This window comes from Pseudenhygromyxa sp. WMMC2535, assembly GCF_011083025.2.
On sequence record NZ_JABJWV010000001.1, the window covers coordinates 1,296,685 to 1,316,508 of the forward strand.

Here is a 19,824-nt window from a genome sequence, read left to right on the forward strand (position 1 = left end):
CCGCTGGCCTAGCAGCCGGCTAGCGTGGCCCGACCACCATGGAAGAGCCACGCGAGACTGGGTTCGAGGCGCCCCCTGCACAGTTCGACCTTCCGGCCATCGAGCACGAGATCCTCGCGCTGTGGCGAGACAACCGGGTCGAGGCTCGCAGCTTACACGGCCAGGGCGAGGGTGAGGGCGAGGCGAGCGACGAGACCCCCGCCGACAAGCCGGAATTCGTGTTTTACGACGGCCCGCCCTTCGCCACCGGCCTGCCCCACTACGGGCACCTGCTCGCCGGAACCATCAAGGACGTGATCCCCCGCTACTGGGCGATGAAGGGCTACCACGTCGAGCGCCGCTTCGGCTGGGACTGTCACGGGCTGCCCATCGAGAGCCTCGTCGAGGATCAGCTCGACGTCCATGGCGGCGCCGAGATCGAGGCCCTCGGTGTACCCGAGTTCAACGCCGCGTGCCGAGCGGGGGTGCTGCGCTACACCGCCGAGTGGCGCAGCGTCGTCCAGCGCATGGGTCGCTGGGTCGACTTCGACAACGACTACAAGACCATGGACACCTCGTTCATGGAGAGCGTGTGGTGGGTGTTCAGCCAGCTGTGGGGCAAGGGGCTGATCTACGAGGGCCACCGCGTCCAGCCGGTCTCGCCGCTGCTCGGCACGCCCCTTTCCAACTTCGAGGTCGCCCAGGGGCCCCAGGAGCGCAACCCCAAGACCGGCAAGGACGGCCACAAGCTGCGCCAGGATCCCAGCGTCACCTTGCGCTTTCGCGTGGAGCCCGGGACCCCCGACGGCGCCGGGGGGAGCGCCGACGGCCAGGTCTACCTGTGGGCGTGGACCACGACCCCCTGGACCCTGCCCAGCAACCTCGCCCTCGCCGTGCACCCCGAGGTCGAGTACGCCCTCGTCGAGGTCGCCGAGACCGGTGAGCGCGCGTGGATCGAGCCCGGTCGCCTCGCCGACTACCAGGCCCGCGGGCGCATCGGCGAGACCCGCGAGCTCACCCGCAAGCCTGGCGCCGCCCTCGTCGGCCTGCGCTACGAGCCGCTGCTGCCCTTCTTCGCCGATCACCGCGAGCGCGAGGACGGCTCGCGCTGGGCCTTTCGGGTCGTCGCCGCCGAGTACGTGACCACCGACAGCGGCACCGGCATCGTCCACCAGGCCCCGGCCTTCGGCGAGGACGACTTCCTCGTCGGCCAGGCCGAGGACCTCCCGCTGATCCGCCCGATGAACCTGAACGGCGTGTTCGACGAGCGCGTCGGCGAGTTCGCCGGGCTCCGGGCCAAGGACGCCGACAAGGCGATCCTCGCCAGGCTCAAGGCCGAGGACAAGCTCGTGGACCAGGACACCTTGGTCCACGCCTACCCGCACTGCTACCGCACCGACGAACCGCTGCTCTACATGGCGATCTCGACGTGGTTCATGAAGGTCGAGCAGCTCCGCGACCAGCTGATCGCCAACAACGAGCCGATCCGCTGGGTCCCCGAGCACGTCGGCAGCGGCCGCTTCGGCAACTGGCTGGCCGGCGCCCGCGACTGGAACCTCAGCCGCAACCGCTACTGGGGCACGCCGCTGCCGGTGTGGCGCTGCGACGAGGACCCCGAGGACATGGTCTGCGTGGGCTCGATCGCCGAGCTCGAGGGCCTCGCCGGCCTCGAGCCCGGGACCATCGACGACCTCCACCGCGAGCGCGTCGATGAGATCACCTTCCCCTCGCAAAAGACCCCCGGCGGGACCATGCGCAGGGTCAAGGAGGTGTTCGACTGCTGGTTCGAGTCGGGCTCGATGCCCTACGCGCAAAACCACTACCCCTTCGACGCCGCGCGCAAGACCTACGTCGAGTCGAACTTGCCGGCCAACTTCATCGCCGAGGGCCTCGATCAGACGCGCGGGTGGTTCTACACGCTGCACGTGCTGGCCACGGCGCTCTTCGGCCGGCCGGCCTTCGAGAACGTCGTCGTCAACGGGCTGATCCTCGCCGCCGACGGCAAGAAGATGTCCAAGCGGCTCAAGAACTACCCCGACCCGATGACCGTGGTCGAGCGCTACGGCGCCGACGCCCTGCGGGCCTACCTGATCTCCGGGCCGGTCGTCCGCGCCGAGCCGATGCGCTTCGGTCGCGACGCCAAGGACAGCGAAGGTCTGGTCGTCCGCGACATGGTCAAGGCGGCGATCCTCCCGCTCTTCAGCGCCTACAACTTCCTCGTCACCTACGCCCGGGCCGACGGGTGGACGCCCGCACCCGAGGACCTCGAGGGCGCGCCCGCGGGCAAGCTCGACCGCTGGATCTTCTCGCGGGTCCAGAGCTTCGTGTCCGAGCTGCGCCGGGAGTTCGAGGCCTACAACCTCGACAACCTGGTCCCGGCCTGGCTGGGCATGTGTGACGAGCTCAACAACTGGTACATCCGCCGCGGCCGGCGACGCTACTGGCGCGGCGCGAGCGAGGACGACCGCGACAAGCGCGAGGCCTACGCCACGCTCTACCGCGTGCTCGTGACCATCGCTCGCTGCATGGCCCCGGTCCTGCCCTTCTTTTGCGAGCACCTCTACCAGCGCCTGGTCGTCGACCTCGGCCTGGCCACGGGCAAAGACAGCGACTCGGTCCACCTCCAGCCCTTCCCCGAGGTCGACGAGGCGCGGATCGACCCCGCGCTCGAGGCCCAGGTCGCCCTGGTCCGCAAGGTCGTCGGCCTGGCCATGGGCCTGCGCGAGCGCGAGCGCATCGGCGTGCGCCGGCCGCTGGCCTCGCTGACCGTGGCCAGCCGCGACGCCGCCGTCCGCGAGGCCGTGCGCGCCTTCGAGGACGACGTCCTCGCCGAGCTCAACGTCAAGTCCGTGGCCTACGCCGAGGATGACTCGAGCCTGGTCGCGCTCTCGGCCAAGGCCAACTTCAAGGTCCTCGGCCGCCGCCTTGGCAAGAAGATGAAGGTCGTCGCCAAGGCGGTCGAGACCCTCGACGGCCCGACCTTGCGCAGCGTGCTCGAGGGCGGCAGCGTCGAGCTCGAGGGCGAGACCCTCGGCCCCGACGACCTCGTGTTTCGCCGCGATCCCCTGCCCGGGCGCGTGGCCGAGAGCGAGGCGGGGATCACCGTGGTCCTCGACACCAACGTCGACGAGGCCCTCGAGCAGGAGGGCCTCGCCCGCGAGCTGATCAACCGCGTCCAGGGCCTGCGCAAGACCGCCGAGCTCGACGTCAGCGATCGCATCGCGCTGCGCGTGGCCTGCGGGCCCAAGCTCGGCGCTGCCATGGCCCGCGCCGAGCTCCACGAGCTCGTCGCCAGCGAGACGCTCTGCGCCCAGCTCGAGGTCGTCGCCGACGCCTCCGGAGAGGGACACAGCCTCGAGGACGAGATCGACGGCGAGGCACTCACCCTCTCGCTGAGCCGCGCGGGCGCCTGAGCGCACGCGTCAGCCAGTCGCCTCAAAGGAGAACGGCCAGTCGGCGGGACCCTGTCCCGCTGACTGGCCGTCTGCATATCTACGTCCCTTTGATATCACTTCACTTTCCCCTGGCCCGAGCCTTGCGATGCCCTCACCCATGCCCAGCACCCTCCACCAAGGCATCGCCCGCATCCTCATCGACGAGCCGCCCCTCGCCTTTCGCATCCTCCGCGAGCTCTTCGGCCTCGACCTCCCCGCCCTCCGGGACCTCCGCGCCCGCCACAGCGTCATCGACCGCTTCGCCCCATGCTTTGGCGATACGCACGAGCTTCGCCCCGACGGCGTCCTCTGTGGCGACCACCCCACGGATCCGCACGGTGGCGTCGGCATCGTCATCGAGGCCCAGCGCAGACCCGACCGCCAAAAGGCCGCTCGCCTGTGGGTCTATTGGGCCCTCGTCGCCGAGGAGCTCGGCTACGTCACCGCCCTCCTGGTCATCGCCCTGTCCGACCAGGTCTCTGCCTGGGCCCGCGGCCTCGGCAAGCGCCAGCTCCCGCCCCGTGACGCCCTGCTCGTCGTCGACCGACAAAACATGCCGGTCGTCACCACCGTCGACGATCCCCAGCGCCCCGGCTGGGCCATGCTCTCGGGCATCATCCACGCCGCCCATGGCAACCTCGAGCCCTTTACCGTAGCGTTGAAGGCGGTGCTGCGTCTCGAAGACCAGCGCCGCTGGCGATATGCCTCGTACATGCTCTCGGCCCTCGACGAGGACGACCGCGAGCTCATCTTGGGAGCGATGAACATGCAGACACACGAGATCAGTGACATCGAACGGCGCAGCGTGGCCTTTCATGACGGACGCGCGGAGGGGCTCGACGAGGGCCTCGCCAAGGGGCTCGACGAGGGCCGCGCCAAGGGGCTCGACGAGGGCCTCGCAAAGGGTCTACAGCAGCTGGTGCTGACGATCCTCGAGCTGCGCGGCCTCGCGCTCTCCGACGCGCAGCGCGAACGCGTCATCGCTTGCAGCGAGCTCACGCAGCTCGAGCGCTGGCGAGATCGAGCCAAGCTCGCCAACGATGCGACGGACGTCTTTACTGCGGAGACCCTCGAGGCGCCCTGATGTCACACCTAGGAGCCCGTGGTGGAACCCAGCGCGGCTCCTGGCGCCGGGTTTTTCGTCGAGGGCGCGAAGCCAAAACGCCGCTGTACCGGGCGTACTGCAAGTTTTGGCGACAAAGCCCTCGGCGAAAAGACCAAGCCAGGTGTCGTGTTGGGTTTCACCACGGGCTCCGAGAGCGCGCATCCTTCTGCGCGAGGCAGCTCACGATGTATGGGCGCGACGTTGCCTGACGCACCCGAGCGCTCGCTTTTGCAGGCACCTGCGTCCTCGTCCACATGGCAGACTGCCGAGGAGATGAAGGTCGGTATCGTCGGAGGCGGCCCCGCGGGGCTCTACAGCGCGATTCTTCTCAAGAAGGCCCTGCCCACCGCAGAGGTCACGGTGGTCGAGAAGAACCCCGAGGGCGTCACCTGGGGCTGGGGGGTGGTGTTCTCCGAGCAAACGATGGGCCACTTCGCCGAGGCCGACGCCCAGAGCTTCGTGCAGATCTCCCGCGCCTTCTCGCGCTGGGACGCCATCGACACCTACTTCAAGGGCGAAAAGATCACCTCCCGCGGCCACGACTTCGCGGGCATCCGTCGGGTCCACCTGCTGAACATCCTCACGGAGCGCGCCCGCGAACTCGGGGTGACGCTGCGCTTTGGCAGCGAGCTCGAGCATCTCGAGGACTTCGCCGGCTGCGACCTGATCATCGCCGCCGACGGCGTGAACTCCAAGGCTCGCGCCCGCTTCAGCGAGAGCTTCGAGCCGACGATCACCACCGGTCGCTCACGCTACATCTGGCTGGGCAGCGATCGCCTGTGGGACGCCTTCACCTTCATCATCCGCAACAACGAGCACGGCCTGTTCCAGGTCCACGCCTACCGCTTCGACACGGACACGAGCACCTTCATCGTCGAGTGTGACGAGGCCTCGTGGCGCAACGCGGGGCTCCACGAAGCGGACGAGGCGGCGAGCATCGCCTACTGTGAGCAGCTCTTCGCGCCGGAGCTCGCGGGCGCCAAGCTCATGGGCAACCGCTCGCGCTGGCTGTCCTTCCCCGAGCTTGTCTGCGGGTCGTGGCGGCACCTCCCCGCCGAGGGCGAGGGGCTCCCGCCGATCGTGATCATCGGCGACGCCGCACACACGGCTCACTTCTCGATCGGCTCGGGCACCAAGCTCGCCATGGAGGACGCCATCGAGCTGGTCGCGGCGCTGACCGAGTCGCCCGAGCTGCCCGTGCGCGAGCGCCTGGGCATCTACGAGGAGCGTCGCCGCCTCGACGTCGCCAAGCTCCAGCGCGCGGCCCGGGTCAGCCAGCGGTGGTTCGAGGACATCTCGCGCTATGAGCACTTCGAGCCGCAGCAGCTCGTGGTCAGCATGATGACCCGCAGCAAGCGAGTCACCCACGAGAACCTGCGCGTCCGCGACCCTCGCTATGTCGACGGCCTGGATCGCTGGTTCGCGGCCCACGTCGGCAACCCGGTGGCGGCGGAGCAGCCGGTCCCGCCGCCGATGTTCCAGCCCTTTCGGGTCGGCGCGCTATCCCTCTCCAACCGCGTGGTCGTCAGCCCAATGTGCCAATACTCGGCCAGCGAGGGGGTGCCCAACGACTGGCACCTCGTCCATATCGGCAGCCGAGCCATCGGCGGCGCGGGCCTGGTGATCTGTGAGATGACCGACGTCTCCCCGCAGGCGCGGATCAGCCCCGGCTGCGCTGGGCTGTGGAACCAGGCCCAGGTCGAGGGCTGGCGGCGGGTCGTCGACTTCTGCCACGCCAACAGCGACGCCAAGATCGGCGTCCAGATCGGCCACGCGGGGCGCAAGGGCGGCACGGAGGTGCTGTGGAAGGGGGGACGCCCGCTGCCGCCGGATCAGGCCTGGGAGCTCGTCGCGCCCTCTCCTCTCGCCTGGGATCAGAATTCTCAGACCCCCCGGGCGCTGACGAGCGCCGACATGCGGGAGATCCGAGCCCAGTACGTCCAGGCCACGCGCCACGCGGCCGAGGCGGGCTTCGATCTGCTCGAGCTCCACGCCGCCCACGGCTACCTGCTGTCGAGCTTCATCTCGCCGCTGACCAACCAGCGCGAGGACACCTACGGCGGGGAGCTCGAGGGGCGGATGCGCTTCCCCCTCGAGATCTGGGACGCGTGCCGCGAGGTCTGGCCGAGCGAGCGGCCGATGTCCGTGCGGATCTCGGCCACCGACTGGATGCCCGGTGGCCTGAGCGAGGACGAGGCGGTCGAGGTCGCGCGGCTGTTCCACAGCCACGGCTGCGACCTCATCGACGTGTCCGCCGGGCAGACGCACCCCGACGCGAAGCCGATCTACGGGCGGATGTTTCAGACGCCCTTCTCCGATCGGATCCGCAACGAGCTGCGCGACGTCGCAACCATGGCCGTGGGCAACATCCAGGGCTGGGATCACATCAACACCATCGTGGTCTCGGGCCGCGCGGATCTCTGTGCCCTCGCCAGGCCGCACCTCTACGACCCCTACCTGACGCTCCACGCGGCGGCCGAGCAGGGCTGGCATCGCGAGCTGCGCTGGCCCGATCAGTACCTCGCGGGGCGGTCATCCGCAGACCTCGTCGCCTCGCGGCGCGGCGAGAGCTGAGAGTCTCCGGGCCTCGGTTGGAGGCTCGGTTGGAGGGGGCTCGGCTCGAGTGCGCCTGAACACCACCGGTCGCCCCGAGCGCTGGGCAAGGGGACCAGCGCCGCGGGGCAACGGGCGGGGTCAGGACCTCAACCGGCGGTGGATCTCGACCGCGTCCCGTAGACCGAAGATCCGGGTCGCGTGTTCTCCCCCGGGGGAGTCGGCCTGCGCCTCGAGCCACGCCCTCTCCTGCTCCACGAACAGGTCGAAGGGGGTCTCGACCTGCTCTTGGTACCCGGTCGGGGTGATGCTAGTCACCGCGTAGTCGATGAAGAAGGGGTTCGAAGAGTCGATCCGGCTCCCCTCGGCTTCCGGATCCTGGTGCTTCACCAGGCCCAAGATGATCGCGTTGAAGGGGGTGTCGTTCGCCTCGAGCTCGGCGACCCAAGAGCTGATCATCTCCTGGGACTGGGGCGAGAAGTCTTCCGCCTTCACCATGAAGATCTGCGAGGTATAGCTCGACGGGATCGCTTGCCCGGGGCCGGTGGCGGCGCGCATGTCGAGGCTGGACTCGAGGGTGAAGGTCGAGGCGGTCTCGCTCGCGCTTTGTTGGGCGTAGGCGAAGGACACCCCCACCTCGCCGTAGGCGCTGGCTTCGAGCGCGCCGATGTTGGACTTCACGCGGGTCTTCCAGGCGAAGCGCATCGCGGCGTCGATGCTGATGCTGTGCCGGCTCACGTTTCGGTCACTGTGGGCAAATTCATAGTCGACGGTCGTCGCGGATGCGTTTCCGATGGCCCACCCCACCTGAGGGCTCCCCTGGGACGAGGCGAAGGAGAGCTGAGGTTGCTCGCTCAGCGCGGTGTAGCGAGCGTCCTCGGCGTATGCGCCGAGATCTCCAGGGACCGCCGCGGGGATGCCGTTCCACTCGCAATCCGGGCGCATGTCGAAGGGTAGCGCGACGTACTCCTTGCGGACCGAGGCGTACTCGTAGAGCACGGTAGCGTCAATCGGCAGGTTTGGCAGGGTGTCGTCCGAGTCGTAGTCCGAGGTCGACTCGTCGACGAAGTAGTAGGCGTAGCCAGCGAGGCCGGCGAGCATGAAGTAGGCGTAGCCCCACGGCGGGACGAAGTAGCCGCCTCCCATGGGGTCTAGGGGGTATTGTGCGGTGTCGATGGTGAGTTCGCTGCTCATCCGGTCCATCTGCTGGTAGACGCTGCTGAACATCGCGCCCAGGGCGATGGAGAAGGAGAGCGTCTTCTTCGTGCCCGCGATCTCTTCGACCCCGACCCCCCACGAGACCGCGCCGCCGACGTTGAGGGACGCGCCGAATTGCGCGGAGACTTCGGTCTCGGCGAGGACGGACTCGGACTGCACGATCTTCACCGAGGACTTTTGGTAGCCGGCTCGGCCCGGGTTTTGAGTGATGATGGTGTTCGACATCGGGGGGGCGCCGCGGACCACCCCGAGCAGCACCGGCGGCATCACCATCGCGCTGACCACGGGGAGCGCTTCGCGGCGCAGGTGACCAAAGATGTCGGTCTGCAGCGACAGGCCTCCGCTCCCGTAGACCACGCTGCAGCTTCGCGTCACGGGGAACACCTGCGTCGTCAGGTTCTCGAGCTCTTGCTGGGTCTGAATCTCGTCGTTGGACTGCTCCGAGCGGTACGCGAGCCCGGGCGAGGTCCACATGGTGACGTTGCTGAGCTCCGCGACGCCAGGGAACGCGTGCTCGACCTGCCTCCAGCTGCGGTCCTCTCCGTGATCTCCCGTGCCGTGGCGGACGAACTGCGTCACGGTCGCGTCGCCGTCGTCGTCTTGGTAAAACGAGATGTAGACGCGCCCGTCGACCGCGGTCTGGACCTTGGGGCGATTGGTAGCGATGGACGAGATGTTGGCTGTGAGGAGCTCCGTGCGCGACCCGAGCAGTGAAGGCGCGAAGGCGTCGCCTTGGTCGTTGCCGAGGTAGTACTCCACGGCGTAGATCCCCGGGCTTCCAGACGTCGCCTTGATGCCGAGTACGAGCATGTTCGTCGCGGCGTAGCCCTCGCCGTTGGCGAGGGTCTGCACGCCGTTGATGATGGTGCCCATGGTGCGATCGAGGTTGAGCGACCCGTCCGGCGTCTCGAGCTCGTGGGCTTGGGAAGCGACCACCCTGCTGCCGAGGTCCGCGAGGTCCTCGTTGGAGAAGAAGCACAGGAGGTTCCTGTTCTTCGCGCCGTTGCGGGTGATCGTGACGACGCCTCCATCGATGGGCGAGACGCTCACGCCCGTCGTCGGCAGCGTCGAGTCGCTCCCGTCTCCGTCCTGGTCGTACCAGAGCTTGGTGACCTGCGAGGTGGGGTTCGAGGGCGCCCCCCCGGGGGTATAGTCGAAGGTGATCCGCGCGATGGCCAGGCGGGAGTCAGCGGTCGCAAAGAACACGTCGATGGCGCGCTGGTTCGGGTTGACCGCGTTCGGGTCAATCGGCGTCGCCCGGATCGCGGGGGCGGACTTGTAGCAGTCCCACCCCGGCGCGCAGTCGATGACCTTTTGGGTGGTGTCGTCTTGGGAGTAGAGGACCGCGTAGATCTTTCCGTCGCGGTTGTAGGCCTCCCAGCGGTAGTTGGGAGGTTGGTTGTAGAGCGCTGCGGTTCCTGACTGAATGGCCATCTAGAGCTCCCGCATGGCCCTCTCGCGTCACTTGACATGCTCTGAGCATATGAGATCAAAGTTCGATTACGCGCAAGAGTGTAGCCAATTTTAATGTGTTTTTATGTTGACAGTTGGAAACTGTCCCAGACTCGAGCGCCCCCTTCGGACGAAGAGGTAGCCCTCGCCTCGGCGTGAGCAAGCACGACAAGATCCGGCAGGTACCCATGACCCGTCGACTGACGGCGGCGCTTCGTGAGCTCGATCGGTCTCATGCGCTGGTGGTCCCTCAGCACGACGGGGGACCCTTCACCCACGCGATGGTCACTACCCGGATCACCCAGCCGGGGCGCAAGGCTGGCCTTCGGACGAGGGGGACTCCATTGAGATTAACTTGGAATTTCAGTGTCTTGAGGCTCGAGATGCGACGGGACGCTGGCCCGCCGACTGGCCGTGCGAGCGCCCCGCGTGGTCGCGCGATCCTCGACTTGATAGCCTCCCCGAGGTGCAAGCCCAGCGCGTACGCGAGGTCGCCTTCGCCCTCACGGCGGCCCTCGCCGGTGCGGCGGCCCTCGCCTACGAGACCGCGTGGACCCGCCTCCTCGGCCTCGCCCTCGGCCACGAGCAGCTCGGCGTGCTCTCGGTGTTGGCCGGCTTCTTCGCCGGTCTGGCCGCGGGCGCGGGCCTGAGCCACCGCTTCGCGGCGCGCCTGCGCCGGCCGGCCTGGGTGTTCGCGGGGCTCCAGCTCGTCGCGGCGGGCTACGCAGCGGCCTCGCCGAGTCTGCTGACGGCCCTCGGCCGAGTCTTGCCGGCCTACCTGGGCCTCGCGCCGAGGCCGGGGCTGGCCGTGCTCTCGGCGGCCACCATCTTGCTCCCGGCCACGGCGGCCGTCGGCGCGTCCTTGCCCGCGCTGATCGAGCTGCGCCGGCGGCAGACCACCGACGACGCCCGCGGCCTCGCGCGGCTCTACGCCATGGACACCCTGGGCGCGACCTTGGGCGTGCTCGTCACGATCCACCTGCTGCTCCCACAGCTGGGCGTCCCCATGACCTCCCTGGTCGCCGCGGCCCTGAGCCTGGGCGCCGCGGGCCTCGCCCTGATCGCAGCGCCCGCTCCCTCCCCCTCCCCTTCGCCCTCCGGGACCTCCCCGACCCCGAGCGTGGGCGACGGAGATCCCGACGATCACCTGCTGCGCGAGCGCTGGCTGCTCTACCTGGCCATCGCGCTCACCGGCCTGCTCGGCCTGGGCCTCGAGGTCGTGGCCGTCCGCGTCCTCGCGCAGCGCCTGTCGGGCACCATCTACAGCTTCGCGGATCTGCTCGCGGTCTGGCTGCTGGGCACGGCCGCCGGCGCCGGCCTGCACGCCCGCGCGAGCCGGGCCCTGCTCGGCCGACGCCCCGCGACCGTGCTCGTCGTCCTCCTGCTCGCCCAGGCGATCCTCGTCGCGCTCGCGGCCTGGGTGGCCACGGCGAGCCCGACCTTGCTCGCCAGCTTGGTGCCACCGAGCTCCGACTGGGCGCGCCGGCAGCTCGCCGAGGTCGGCGTCGCCGCGCTGGTCCTCGGGCCGGTCACCCTCGTCATGGGCCTGTGCTTCGCCCACCTCTTGGCGCTCCTGGCCGCCCCCACCACAGACGGCGCGTCGACCCCGGGCGTGCCCCGGGCGATCGGCGGCGCGCTGGCCATCAACGCCCTCGCGGCCGCGGTCGCCCCCGCCCTCTTTGGGCTCGGCCTGCTCGGACGCCTGAGCTACCTCGAGGTCTGGTCCGTGGTCGCCTGGGGCTACCTGCTCCTCGCCCTGGCCGTCGCCTGGCTCCGCCGCTTCCCTCGCCGCCAGTTGGCCCTCGCCGCGGCCCTCGGCGGCGCCTCCGTCATGGGCCTCACGGCCGCCGCCGGCTCGCTGGTCCTGATCGACACCGAGGAGAGCGAAGGCGAGGGCTGGACCCTGCTCGAGCGGCGCGAGGCCGCCTTGGGGGTGGTCAGCGTCAGCGAGACCTCGCCGCCTCCCCTCCGGCGCCTGCGTGTGGATCGCTACTACCGCATGGGCGGCGCGATGAGCATCGGCGAGCGCCGCATGGGTCACCTGCCCCTGCTCCTCGGCCTCGACCCTCGCCGTGCGCTCCCCAGCTCCGTGCTCTTCCTGGGCGTGGGCACCGGCGCGACCGCGGGCGCCGGCCTGGGTCCCTATGGCGTCGGTCAGCTCACCGGCGTGGAGCTCGTCCCCGAGGTGCTCGAGATGCTCCCCTACTTCGAGGCCGTCAACGCCGGCCTCGCCCATGACCCGCGCGCGCGCCTGCTCGCCGCCGACGCGCGCCGGGTGCTGCTCGCCGACGACCCCCACCTGCGCCACGAGGTGATCGTCGCCGACCTCTTCCACCCCGCGCGCGACGGCGCGGGCGGGCTCTACACCCGCGAGCACTTCGCCGCCGCCCGGGATCGCCTCGCCCCTGGCGGCCTCTTCGTGCAGTGGCTCCCCCTCCATCAGCTCGACGCCGAGAGCCTGGCCACCATCTCGCGCAGCTTCCTGGCCGAGCTCCCCGAGGCCCACGCCATGCTCGCCCTCTACAACGCCTCCACCCCTGCGCTCGGCCTCTTCGGCAGCGTCGAGCCGCTGCGGATCGACCTCGAGGGCCTGCGGGCGCGCCTCGAAGACCCCGCCAACGCCGACCTCTACGCCCCCCTCGCCCTCACCCAGGTCGACGATCTCTTCGCCGGCTACATGCTCGATCGCGCGGCCCTGGCCGCCCTCGCCGGCGAGGGCCCCGTCAACGACGACCTCCATCCCCGCGTCGAGCTGTGGGCGCCCAGGGCCGAGGTCGGCCCGCTCACCGGCGCCGAGAACCTCGAGCGGATCCTCGCCCACCGCGTCCCCTGGCCCGACCCCCTCGTCACCGCCTCCCCTCGAGCCCACGCCGCCCTGCGCCAGCGCTCCGCTCGCTTCGCCGCGGCCCTCGCCAGCTACCTCGAAGGCGAGATCGCCATCTTGCGAGCATCCACGCTCGCGGCCACGGACACCCCGCCAACACGTGACGCCCTCGCCCATCACCTCGCGGCCTACGAGATCGAACCAGAATTTTTGCCCCCCCGACCCAGGCTCTACGCCGCGGCCGCTGCAGACCCCAACCTCGCCGAGTGGATCCTGCCCACCATGCTCGAGCGGACCCCTGACCAGCCCCGAGTTCACGACGCCTGGATCGCCCACCTCGCCCGCATCGGTGACCAATCACGCCTGAGCCTCGCCATCGAAGCCCGCGCCAACCTGGGGCCAAAGTGAACCCTGCTGCTGCAAGTCCACATAATTTCAGTGTGCTCCTGCGCTCTCCTCTTCAACGAGGAAGATCAAAAGATCAGCGAAGACCACCTCCTCCCCCCGCCCCGCTACGAGGGAGGTCAAAAGATCAGCGGAGACCAGGCCCCCTCCTTGGGGATCACCACGTGCTCAGCGAGCACCACCAACCATCCCGCCCGAGACCGCCAGTGGTCCCCAACCCCCACACCCCCCGAGGGGGTCAAAACCAGTTAGACTCCGCCCAACCACGGAGGCCGTGAGTGTCGAGCCACTACGTTCTCAAGATCCAGTACGTCAACAAGCCCCCCGAGACCCGCAACATCGGCGCGAAGGTGACGACCATTGGACGCGAAGCCGGAGACATCGTCCTCGGTGATCCGCAGTCTTCCGGTCGCCACGCAGAGATCCACTTTGTCGAGGGAAGCATCGAGGTCCGAGACCTCGGCAGCACCAACGGCACCTTCTACAACGGCACGCGCTCCCAGCAGTTCGCGCTTCAGCCTGGCCAGGGCTTCTCCATCGGCCAGACGGTCCTGACCTTGATGGCCGTCAACCTCCCCCAGGACCGGCCCGGCGGCGGCAAGACCATGATCGCCATGGGCGGCATGCCGCCCCGGCCAGCGGGCGCGCCGCCCTTCGGTCGCCCACCTGGTGCGCCCCCTGGACCCGGTGCGCCCCCTCCCGGGCCGCCTGGCGGCTACGGCGGACCAGGCGCTCCTCCCCCTGGCAGCCCTCCCCCCGGCGGTCCCGGCGGGCCTCCCCCGGGCTACGGCGCGCCTCCCCCCGGCGGCCCCGGTGGCCCTGGTGGTTTCGGCGGGCCTCCCCCCGGCGGCCCCGGCGGGCCTCCCCCGGGCTACGGCGCGCCCCCTCCCGGTGGCCCCGGTGGTCCTCCCCCCGGCGGCTTCGCCGGTGGTCCCGGCGGTCCTCCCCCCAGCTACGGCGCGCCTCCTCCCGGTGGCCCTGGCGGCCCTCCCCCTGGCTACGGCGCGCCCCCGCCCGGCATGAGCATGGAACACGGGCCCATGGGCGGCCCCGGCCCCAGCGGCGCCCGCGGCAGCTTCTCGGGCACCGGCGGCGAGCTCATCGGCGAGCTCATCGTCGGCTACCTGCTCACGATGGTCACCTTCGGCATCTACGGGCCGTGGTTCTTCTGCAAGTTCGCCAACTTCATCGCCCAGCGCGTGACCTTTGGGCCCACCCCCAAGGGCAGCGTGCGCCTGCGCTTCGACGGCGAGGGCGGCGACCTCTTCGTCACCTTCATCCTCGGCTACCTGCTCACGGTCGTGACCCTCGGCGTCTACTCGCCTTGGTTCATCTGCAAGCTGCAGAAGTTCTACACCGACAACCTCACGGTGCTCACCGACTCGGGCGAGGAGTACAAGCCGCGCTTCGACGGTGAGGGCGGCCAGCTCTTCGTCACCTTCATCCTCGGCTACCTGCTCACGATCGTCACCCTCGGCATCTACGCGCCCTGGTTCATCTGCAAGATGACCCGGTGGTTCGCCCAGCACACCAAGATCACCAAGGGCGGCCAGGACGTCGGCGGCCTCGACTTCCCGGCCGAGGGCGGGGATCTCCTGGTGACCTTCATCGTCGGCTACCTGCTCACGATCGTCACCCTCGGCATCTACATGGCCTGGTTCCAGGTCAAGCTGCTCCAGTTCAACGCGGCCCACGCCAAGATCGACATCGAGGGCAAGCGCCTCGGCATGCGCTTCTCCGGCCAAGGAGGCGAGCTCTTCGTCATCGTCCTGGTCGGCTACCTGCTGAGCATCATCACCCTCGGGATCTACGTGTTCTGGTTCATCCCCAAGCTCCTCCAGTGGGGGCTCTCGAACCTGGAGATCTTCGCCGAGGGGCCGGCGGGTCAGCTCAGCGCGGGCATGTCTCCCGGCGCGCCGATCGGCGCAGGACCGGGCATGGGCGCCATGGGCCCCGGTCGAGGCTACCCCGGCCAGCCTCCGATGGGTCAGCTCGGCCAAGCTCAGCCCATGGGCGGGCCCGGTCAGCCCATGGGCGGGCCCGGTCAGCCCTACGGGCACTGAGCCCCGCACCCACGCGCACCAAAAAGAGCGCCCAGCCAAGGAGCTGGGCGCTCTTTTTTAGTGCTTCGCCCGACCTCCGCGCAGCTCGAGGACCACCTCGACCGCCCCGCCTCCCTCGGGGACCCCCCGCCAGTCCACGCTCGAGAGCACGGCCTCGAGGCAGCGCTGGGCGCCCTCCACCCCCGTGCCCCCGTCGAGCAGCTCGACCGCCGAGAGCCTCCCCCGCGCGTCGAAGCGCAGGCGCAGCTTCAGGCGCCGCTTGCCCTCGAGGTCGTGCTGGACGTAGCAGGCCTCGAACATGCCGGCGCGCTCGCGCAGGGCCCTGCGCAGGGCTCGGGGGTCCCCGCCCTCGTCGGCCTCGAGCTCGCGGATCCGCAAGCGCGCGGTCTCGGGCCAGCTCGTCGGCCCGACCAGGCCGTCCGTCAGCCACATCTTCGGCCCGCTGCGAAACTCCGTGCTCAAAATCGAGCGACGCACACAGGCGTCTGCGACATAGGCAGCTCCCGTCGCCCCCGCCAGCGGGATCCCGGCGGCGTCGGCCGTCTGCGTCGGGGCGAGGTCGACGATCGCCGTGAAGTCCCGCGAACCCGCCATGCGCTGCGCCCCTGCGAGGGTCGCGTCGACGTCCTCGGGCCCATCCACGGCCTGGCGAATGCGCTCGAGTTCGCCGCCTTCGACCACGCGGCCGCGATCCACGGCGATCAAGCTCGTAAAAGCCGTGACCAGGTGGTGCTCTAGACCCAAGCCGGTGATCTTTTTTTCGACCTCGTCTCGACCGAGCGCGCCATCGATGCCGGCCGCGACGAGCTCGGAGATCCGCGCCCGTGCCCACAGCGTACTCAGCACTCGGTCTCCCGCGTCGCTTCGCCGCAGCGCGACCGGCAGCGCCAGGCTTCCAGCGCCGCCCGCTCGTCCGCCGCGGACCACCGGCGCGATCTCTCGACCTCGCGGATCCCGATAGCGCCCGACGAGGACCACGGCGTGGCTGGCAAAGAGGTCGGGCAGCGCGGCTGGGCTGAGCGCCTCGACCTCGAGGCCACCCCAGTCGACGCGCAGGTCCTCGAGCACGGCGTGGTCGACGTAGCCGAAGATGCGATCGATCGCCGGCCCCGGGTGCTCGCGGTTGACGATCCCCACGTCCAAGCCGTCACCGTGGCTGGCCAGACCCGCGAGCAAGTGGTGATTCGGCGCCGCGCCGATGCCCACGGCGAACACCCGCGCCCGCGTCCCCATGGCCTCGGCACGCGCGACCAGGTCCGCGGTCGCGGCGAAGATCTCGGCCTCGTTGGCGATGTAGCCGTCGGTCAAGAAGAACACGTAGCGGCGGCGCCCGGCGGCCACCGGCGGGGCCAGGGCCGCGTCCACGGCCCCCGCCATCATCGTCCCGCCCCCCGCTCGCATGCCGTCGATGAAGCGCTCGGCGAGCACGAGGTTGTGCTCGTTGGCCGGGCGCGGCGTCCCAAACAGGCGCTCGGTCCCGGACTCGAAGCCGACGACGTCGAAGGTGTCGACCGGGCGCAGCCGGCCCAGGGCCTCGCGCATGGCCTGCTTGGCAAGGGCCAGAGGGACGCCCGACATCGAGCCCGAGCGATCGACCACGAAGATCATCTCGCGGCGACCGACGAGGGCGTCGAGGTCGAGGGCCGGCGGCTCGACGAGCAAGCTGAAGTAGCCGCGGCCGTCGGCACCCACCGGCCCGAGGTACAAGCTGGCCTGAGGCGCGGCGCCAGTCGTCTGCCAGCGGAGCACGAAGTCGCGGTTGGGGAGCGTCTTTGCGTCGGCCAGGCGCACCGCGAAGCCCTCGGCCGTGGCCTCGCCGACCACCCGGTGCGTCGGCGCCTGCCAGCGATCGATCCGCGCGCCGGCCTGGACGACGAGCGAGAGCGAGAGGTCGTGGCCGCTGCGCGTGCCCTCGCCGACCACCGGCGGATTGACCCGCTCGGCGTCGAGGGCGTCGGCCCCCGGCGGCACGAAGCGCGGGCCAACGACCATGGGGAACACGAACTCGTAGCGCCCACCGTCTTGGGTCAGGGTCTGGAGATAGCCGAGCTCGACCTCGATCGCCGCGCCTGAGGGGACGTTGGTCACCGACTGGGTGAACACGTCGGGGCGCTCCTGCTCGAGCAGCGCCGCCGTATGTCCCTGCGTCCTCGCTTCCGCGAAGCGGCGCTGAGCCTCCTCGCGGGTGGCGACCTCGCTTTGGATCACCCGCTCGCCGATGGTCATCCGCATGTCGGCGACGGCGGCGTTCTCGGGCAGGGGGAAGGTGTAGGTGACCTCGATCGGGTGCTCGCGGGTGTTGACGAAGCGCTGGCGCAGCCTGACCTGGGCCACGTGCCCGCGAACCTCGGCCGCCACGTCGGTGTGCTCGAGAGGCAAGAACTCGCGGGCGCCCTCGGCCCCGACCATGGTCACCCGCGGGAGCTCGCCCGGGCTCGTGTAGGCGAACTCTCCTCGCGGGTCGTCGTCGAGGATCGGCGCGACGCCGAAGCTCGACCACGGCTCACCGGGGGCCTGCGACCCCGGCTGCTCGCTGGCTGCGAGGTGTGGAATCTCGACCCGAGCGCAGGCACAGACCCACGCGAGCAGCAAGACAGCGAGGATCGTCGAGCTCCTGCGCGGGCATCCTCGCCCTCGGCGACGCTCGGCGAAAAATGACCCAAGCATGACCTCGACTTTCACATGTCACCAACCGAGGCACTCGATGCGCCTTTCAGTCGCCGAGTGAAATTGCGAGACTGGCGAGGATGGCCCGCTCGTACCAGAGATTCTGGAGTCTGCTCGCCCTCCTCGCCCTGGTCACGGTCACGAGCTCGTCGATGCTCGTGGACCCAGACGCGGGGAGGCTCCCCGACACCGAGGCCTTCGAGCGCACACTCCTCGACGAGGCGCGCTCGAGCGCGCGCCTGCACGCCGAGGCGGCGCGGCTCCAGGCCGAGCAGACCCGCGCCGCAGACGGACCGGACTCGCCCGCCTCCATCGAAGACCTGCGCGCCCGGGTCGCCGAGGTCCTCGCGCGCGAGGGCGTGCCCGGCGTGGGCCTGGCCGTGGTCGACGAGCAGGGCGTGCGCTGGGCCGGCGGCGTGGGCCTGGCCGATGTCGAGCGCGGGCGGCCCGTCGACGCCGACACGGCCTTTCGCGTCGGCTCGATCACCAAGAGCCTCGTCGCCCTCGCGGTCATGCGCCTGGTCGAGCGCGGCCGCCTCGATCTCCACGCGCCCATGCGCGCGCTCGTCCCCGACGTTGAATTCGACAACCCCTGGGCCGAGCAGGCCCCGATCACCTTGGCCCACGTGCTCGAGCACAGCGCCGGCTTCGACGACATGCGCTTCAACGAGTGGTTCGCCGACGACCAGACCACCCCCGCCCAGGCCCTGGCCATCAACCCGCGCTCGCGGGTCGCCCGCTGGCGCCCGGGCAGCCGCATGTCCTACGCGAACCCCGGCTACACCATGGCCGGCCGGGCCATCGAGGTCGCGACCGGCGAGCCCTGGGATCGCGTGGTCACCCGCGAGGTCCTCGAGCCCATGGGCATGCCCGCGGCGCGGCTGCGTCGCGACGAGAGCATCCGCGCGCGGCTGGCCGTGGGCTACGAGGCCGACGGCCGCCCGATCCCCTTCGCGCCCATCGCCCACAAGCCCGCGGGCTCGCTCATGGCCTCGCCCCGCGAGCTCGGCGAGCTCGTCCACTTCTGGCTGCGCCGCGGCGAGCGAGCCGGGCGCCCGCGGATCGTCGGCCCCGCCAGCCTCGACCGCATCGAGCGCAGCGAGACCCTGCCCTACGCGCTGACCGACGAGCAGTACGGCCTGGGCAACTACGGCGACGTCAGCCTCCCGGCCCCCGCCCGCGGCCACGACGGCGGGCTCCCGGGCTTCGCCTCGAGCTACCAGTACTTCCCCGAGTTCGGCGTGGGCTACGTGGCGCTCTTCAACGCCAGCCACTCGCCGCGCGCCGTGGCCGAGGTCCGCGCCCTGCTCTTCGCCTACCTCAGCCGCGGCCGCGCCCTGCCCGAGCCCCCGCCCCTTCGCCCCGACCCCGAGGCGATCGCCGCCGCGGCCGGCTACTACGAGCTCGAGAACCCCCGCGTGGCCCTGCTCGCCTTCATCGTCCGCATCTTCGGGGGCGTGAGCCTCGAGCCCACGGCCGAGGGCGCCCGCATCGAGGCCCTGCTCGGCGGCGAGCTCGACCTGGTCTCGACCGGCGAGGGCGGCCTGCGCCACCCCAGCCACAGCGGCACCAGCTTGCGCCTGACCCAGAGCCCCGCGGGCGAGCGGATCATCGTGTCCGGCATGGCCTACTTCGAGGCCGGCTCCCGCTCGTGGGCCTCGGCGCGGCTGTGGCTGGTGATCGCCTGCGCGTGGCTGATCCGCATGTCCATGTTCCGCGGCCTCGGCCTGATCGCAACCCAGGGTATCCGCCGGTTCCGCGACGGCCCCCTCGACCCCCAGGACCGCGCGCTCCACAACGAACACATCGCCCTCGTCGCCTGGCCGGCCGCGGCTGGCCTGTGCTTTTGGGCGAGCGTCAAAGTCGTCGGCGAGATCGCAGCGCAGCGCTGCTTTGGCACGCTCAACCCCTGGACCATGGGCCTGTGCCTGGCGACCTTGGCCTTCGCGCTGTGCTCCGGCGTCGCCCTGACCCGCGCCATCCGCTCGCTCTCCCACGAGCAGATCCCCGGCTCGACCCGAGCGCTGTCTTTGGTGGGCGCCCTCGCCTGCTTTGCGATGACCGTCTACCTCGCCAGCCAGGGGATCATCGGCTTGCGCCTGTGGGCCTGGTAAGACGGTCGCC

General features: G+C 70.2%; 8 protein-coding genes. 6 read left to right on the forward strand and 2 right to left on the reverse strand.

Annotated features, from left to right (window positions below):
* The first annotated feature begins 38 nt into the window (after positions 1-38).
* The 3 genes from ileS (at position 39) to G6O69_RS04720 (ending at position 7,092) form a co-directional block, all read left to right on the forward strand.
* The gene (ileS, locus tag G6O69_RS04710) at positions 39-3,392 is read left to right on the forward strand and encodes an isoleucine--tRNA ligase (RefSeq protein ID WP_172302334.1); all 3,354 of its coding nucleotides are present in this window, start codon (positions 39-41) and stop codon (positions 3,390-3,392) included.
* A gap of 139 nt (positions 3,393-3,531) precedes the next feature.
* Positions 3,532-4,497 carry a hypothetical protein gene (locus tag G6O69_RS04715; protein WP_172302335.1) on the forward strand — a complete coding sequence of 322 codons (966 nt, stop codon included), beginning with the start codon at positions 3,532-3,534 and terminating at the stop codon, positions 4,495-4,497.
* 294 nt (positions 4,498-4,791) lie between these two features.
* Positions 4,792-7,092: a bifunctional salicylyl-CoA 5-hydroxylase/oxidoreductase gene (locus G6O69_RS04720; RefSeq protein ID WP_172302336.1), complete on the forward strand. Its 2,301-nt coding sequence runs from the start codon at positions 4,792-4,794 to the stop codon at positions 7,090-7,092.
* Between the two features lie 120 nt (positions 7,093-7,212).
* Here G6O69_RS04720 and G6O69_RS04725 read toward each other — a convergent pair whose 3' ends face one another.
* On the reverse strand, positions 7,213-9,723 hold the full coding sequence (locus G6O69_RS04725; protein WP_172302337.1) for a hypothetical protein: 2,511 nt from the start codon (positions 9,721-9,723) through the stop codon (positions 7,213-7,215).
* A gap of 484 nt (positions 9,724-10,207) precedes the next feature.
* Between G6O69_RS04725 and G6O69_RS04730 the strand changes: the two genes are divergently transcribed.
* Complete coding sequence (locus G6O69_RS04730) at positions 10,208-12,973, forward strand: hypothetical protein (RefSeq protein WP_172302338.1); 2,766 nt, start codon at positions 10,208-10,210, stop codon at positions 12,971-12,973.
* Positions 12,974-13,248: 275 nt separating this feature from the next.
* Positions 13,249-15,033 carry a DUF898 family protein gene (locus G6O69_RS41470; protein ID WP_172302339.1) on the forward strand — a complete coding sequence of 595 codons (1,785 nt, stop codon included), beginning with the start codon at positions 13,249-13,251 and terminating at the stop codon, positions 15,031-15,033.
* A gap of 57 nt (positions 15,034-15,090) precedes the next feature.
* Here G6O69_RS41470 and G6O69_RS04740 read toward each other — a convergent pair whose 3' ends face one another.
* On the reverse strand, positions 15,091-17,700 hold the full coding sequence (locus G6O69_RS04740; RefSeq protein ID WP_172302340.1) for a VIT and VWA domain-containing protein: 2,610 nt from the start codon (positions 17,698-17,700) through the stop codon (positions 15,091-15,093).
* An 80-nt stretch (positions 17,701-17,780) separates the two neighbouring features.
* On the opposite strand from G6O69_RS04740, the gene G6O69_RS04745 reads away from it, so the two are divergent.
* Positions 17,781-19,814 (forward strand): serine hydrolase domain-containing protein, encoded by a 2,034-nt coding sequence (locus G6O69_RS04745; RefSeq protein WP_172302341.1) that lies wholly within the window; start codon positions 17,781-17,783, stop codon positions 19,812-19,814.
* The last annotated feature ends 10 nt before the right edge of the window (positions 19,815-19,824 follow it).

Bases quoted from the DNA above. Each gene is read 5' to 3' on its own strand.
- ileS (WP_172302334.1), top strand. From the start codon at position 39: ATGGAAGAGCCACGCGAGACTGGGTTCGAGGCGCCCCCTGCACAGTTC.
- G6O69_RS04745 (WP_172302341.1), top strand. From the start codon at position 17,781: ATGGCCCGCTCGTACCAGAGATTCTGGAGTCTGCTCGCCCTCCTCGCC.
- G6O69_RS04715 (WP_172302335.1), top strand. From the start codon at position 3,532: ATGCCCAGCACCCTCCACCAAGGCATCGCCCGCATCCTCATCGACGAG.
- G6O69_RS04740 (WP_172302340.1), bottom strand. From the start codon at position 17,700: ATGCTTGGGTCATTTTTCGCCGAGCGTCGCCGAGGGCGAGGATGCCCG.
- G6O69_RS04720 (WP_172302336.1), top strand. From the start codon at position 4,792: ATGAAGGTCGGTATCGTCGGAGGCGGCCCCGCGGGGCTCTACAGCGCG.
- G6O69_RS04725 (WP_172302337.1), bottom strand. From the start codon at position 9,723: ATGGCCATTCAGTCAGGAACCGCAGCGCTCTACAACCAACCTCCCAAC.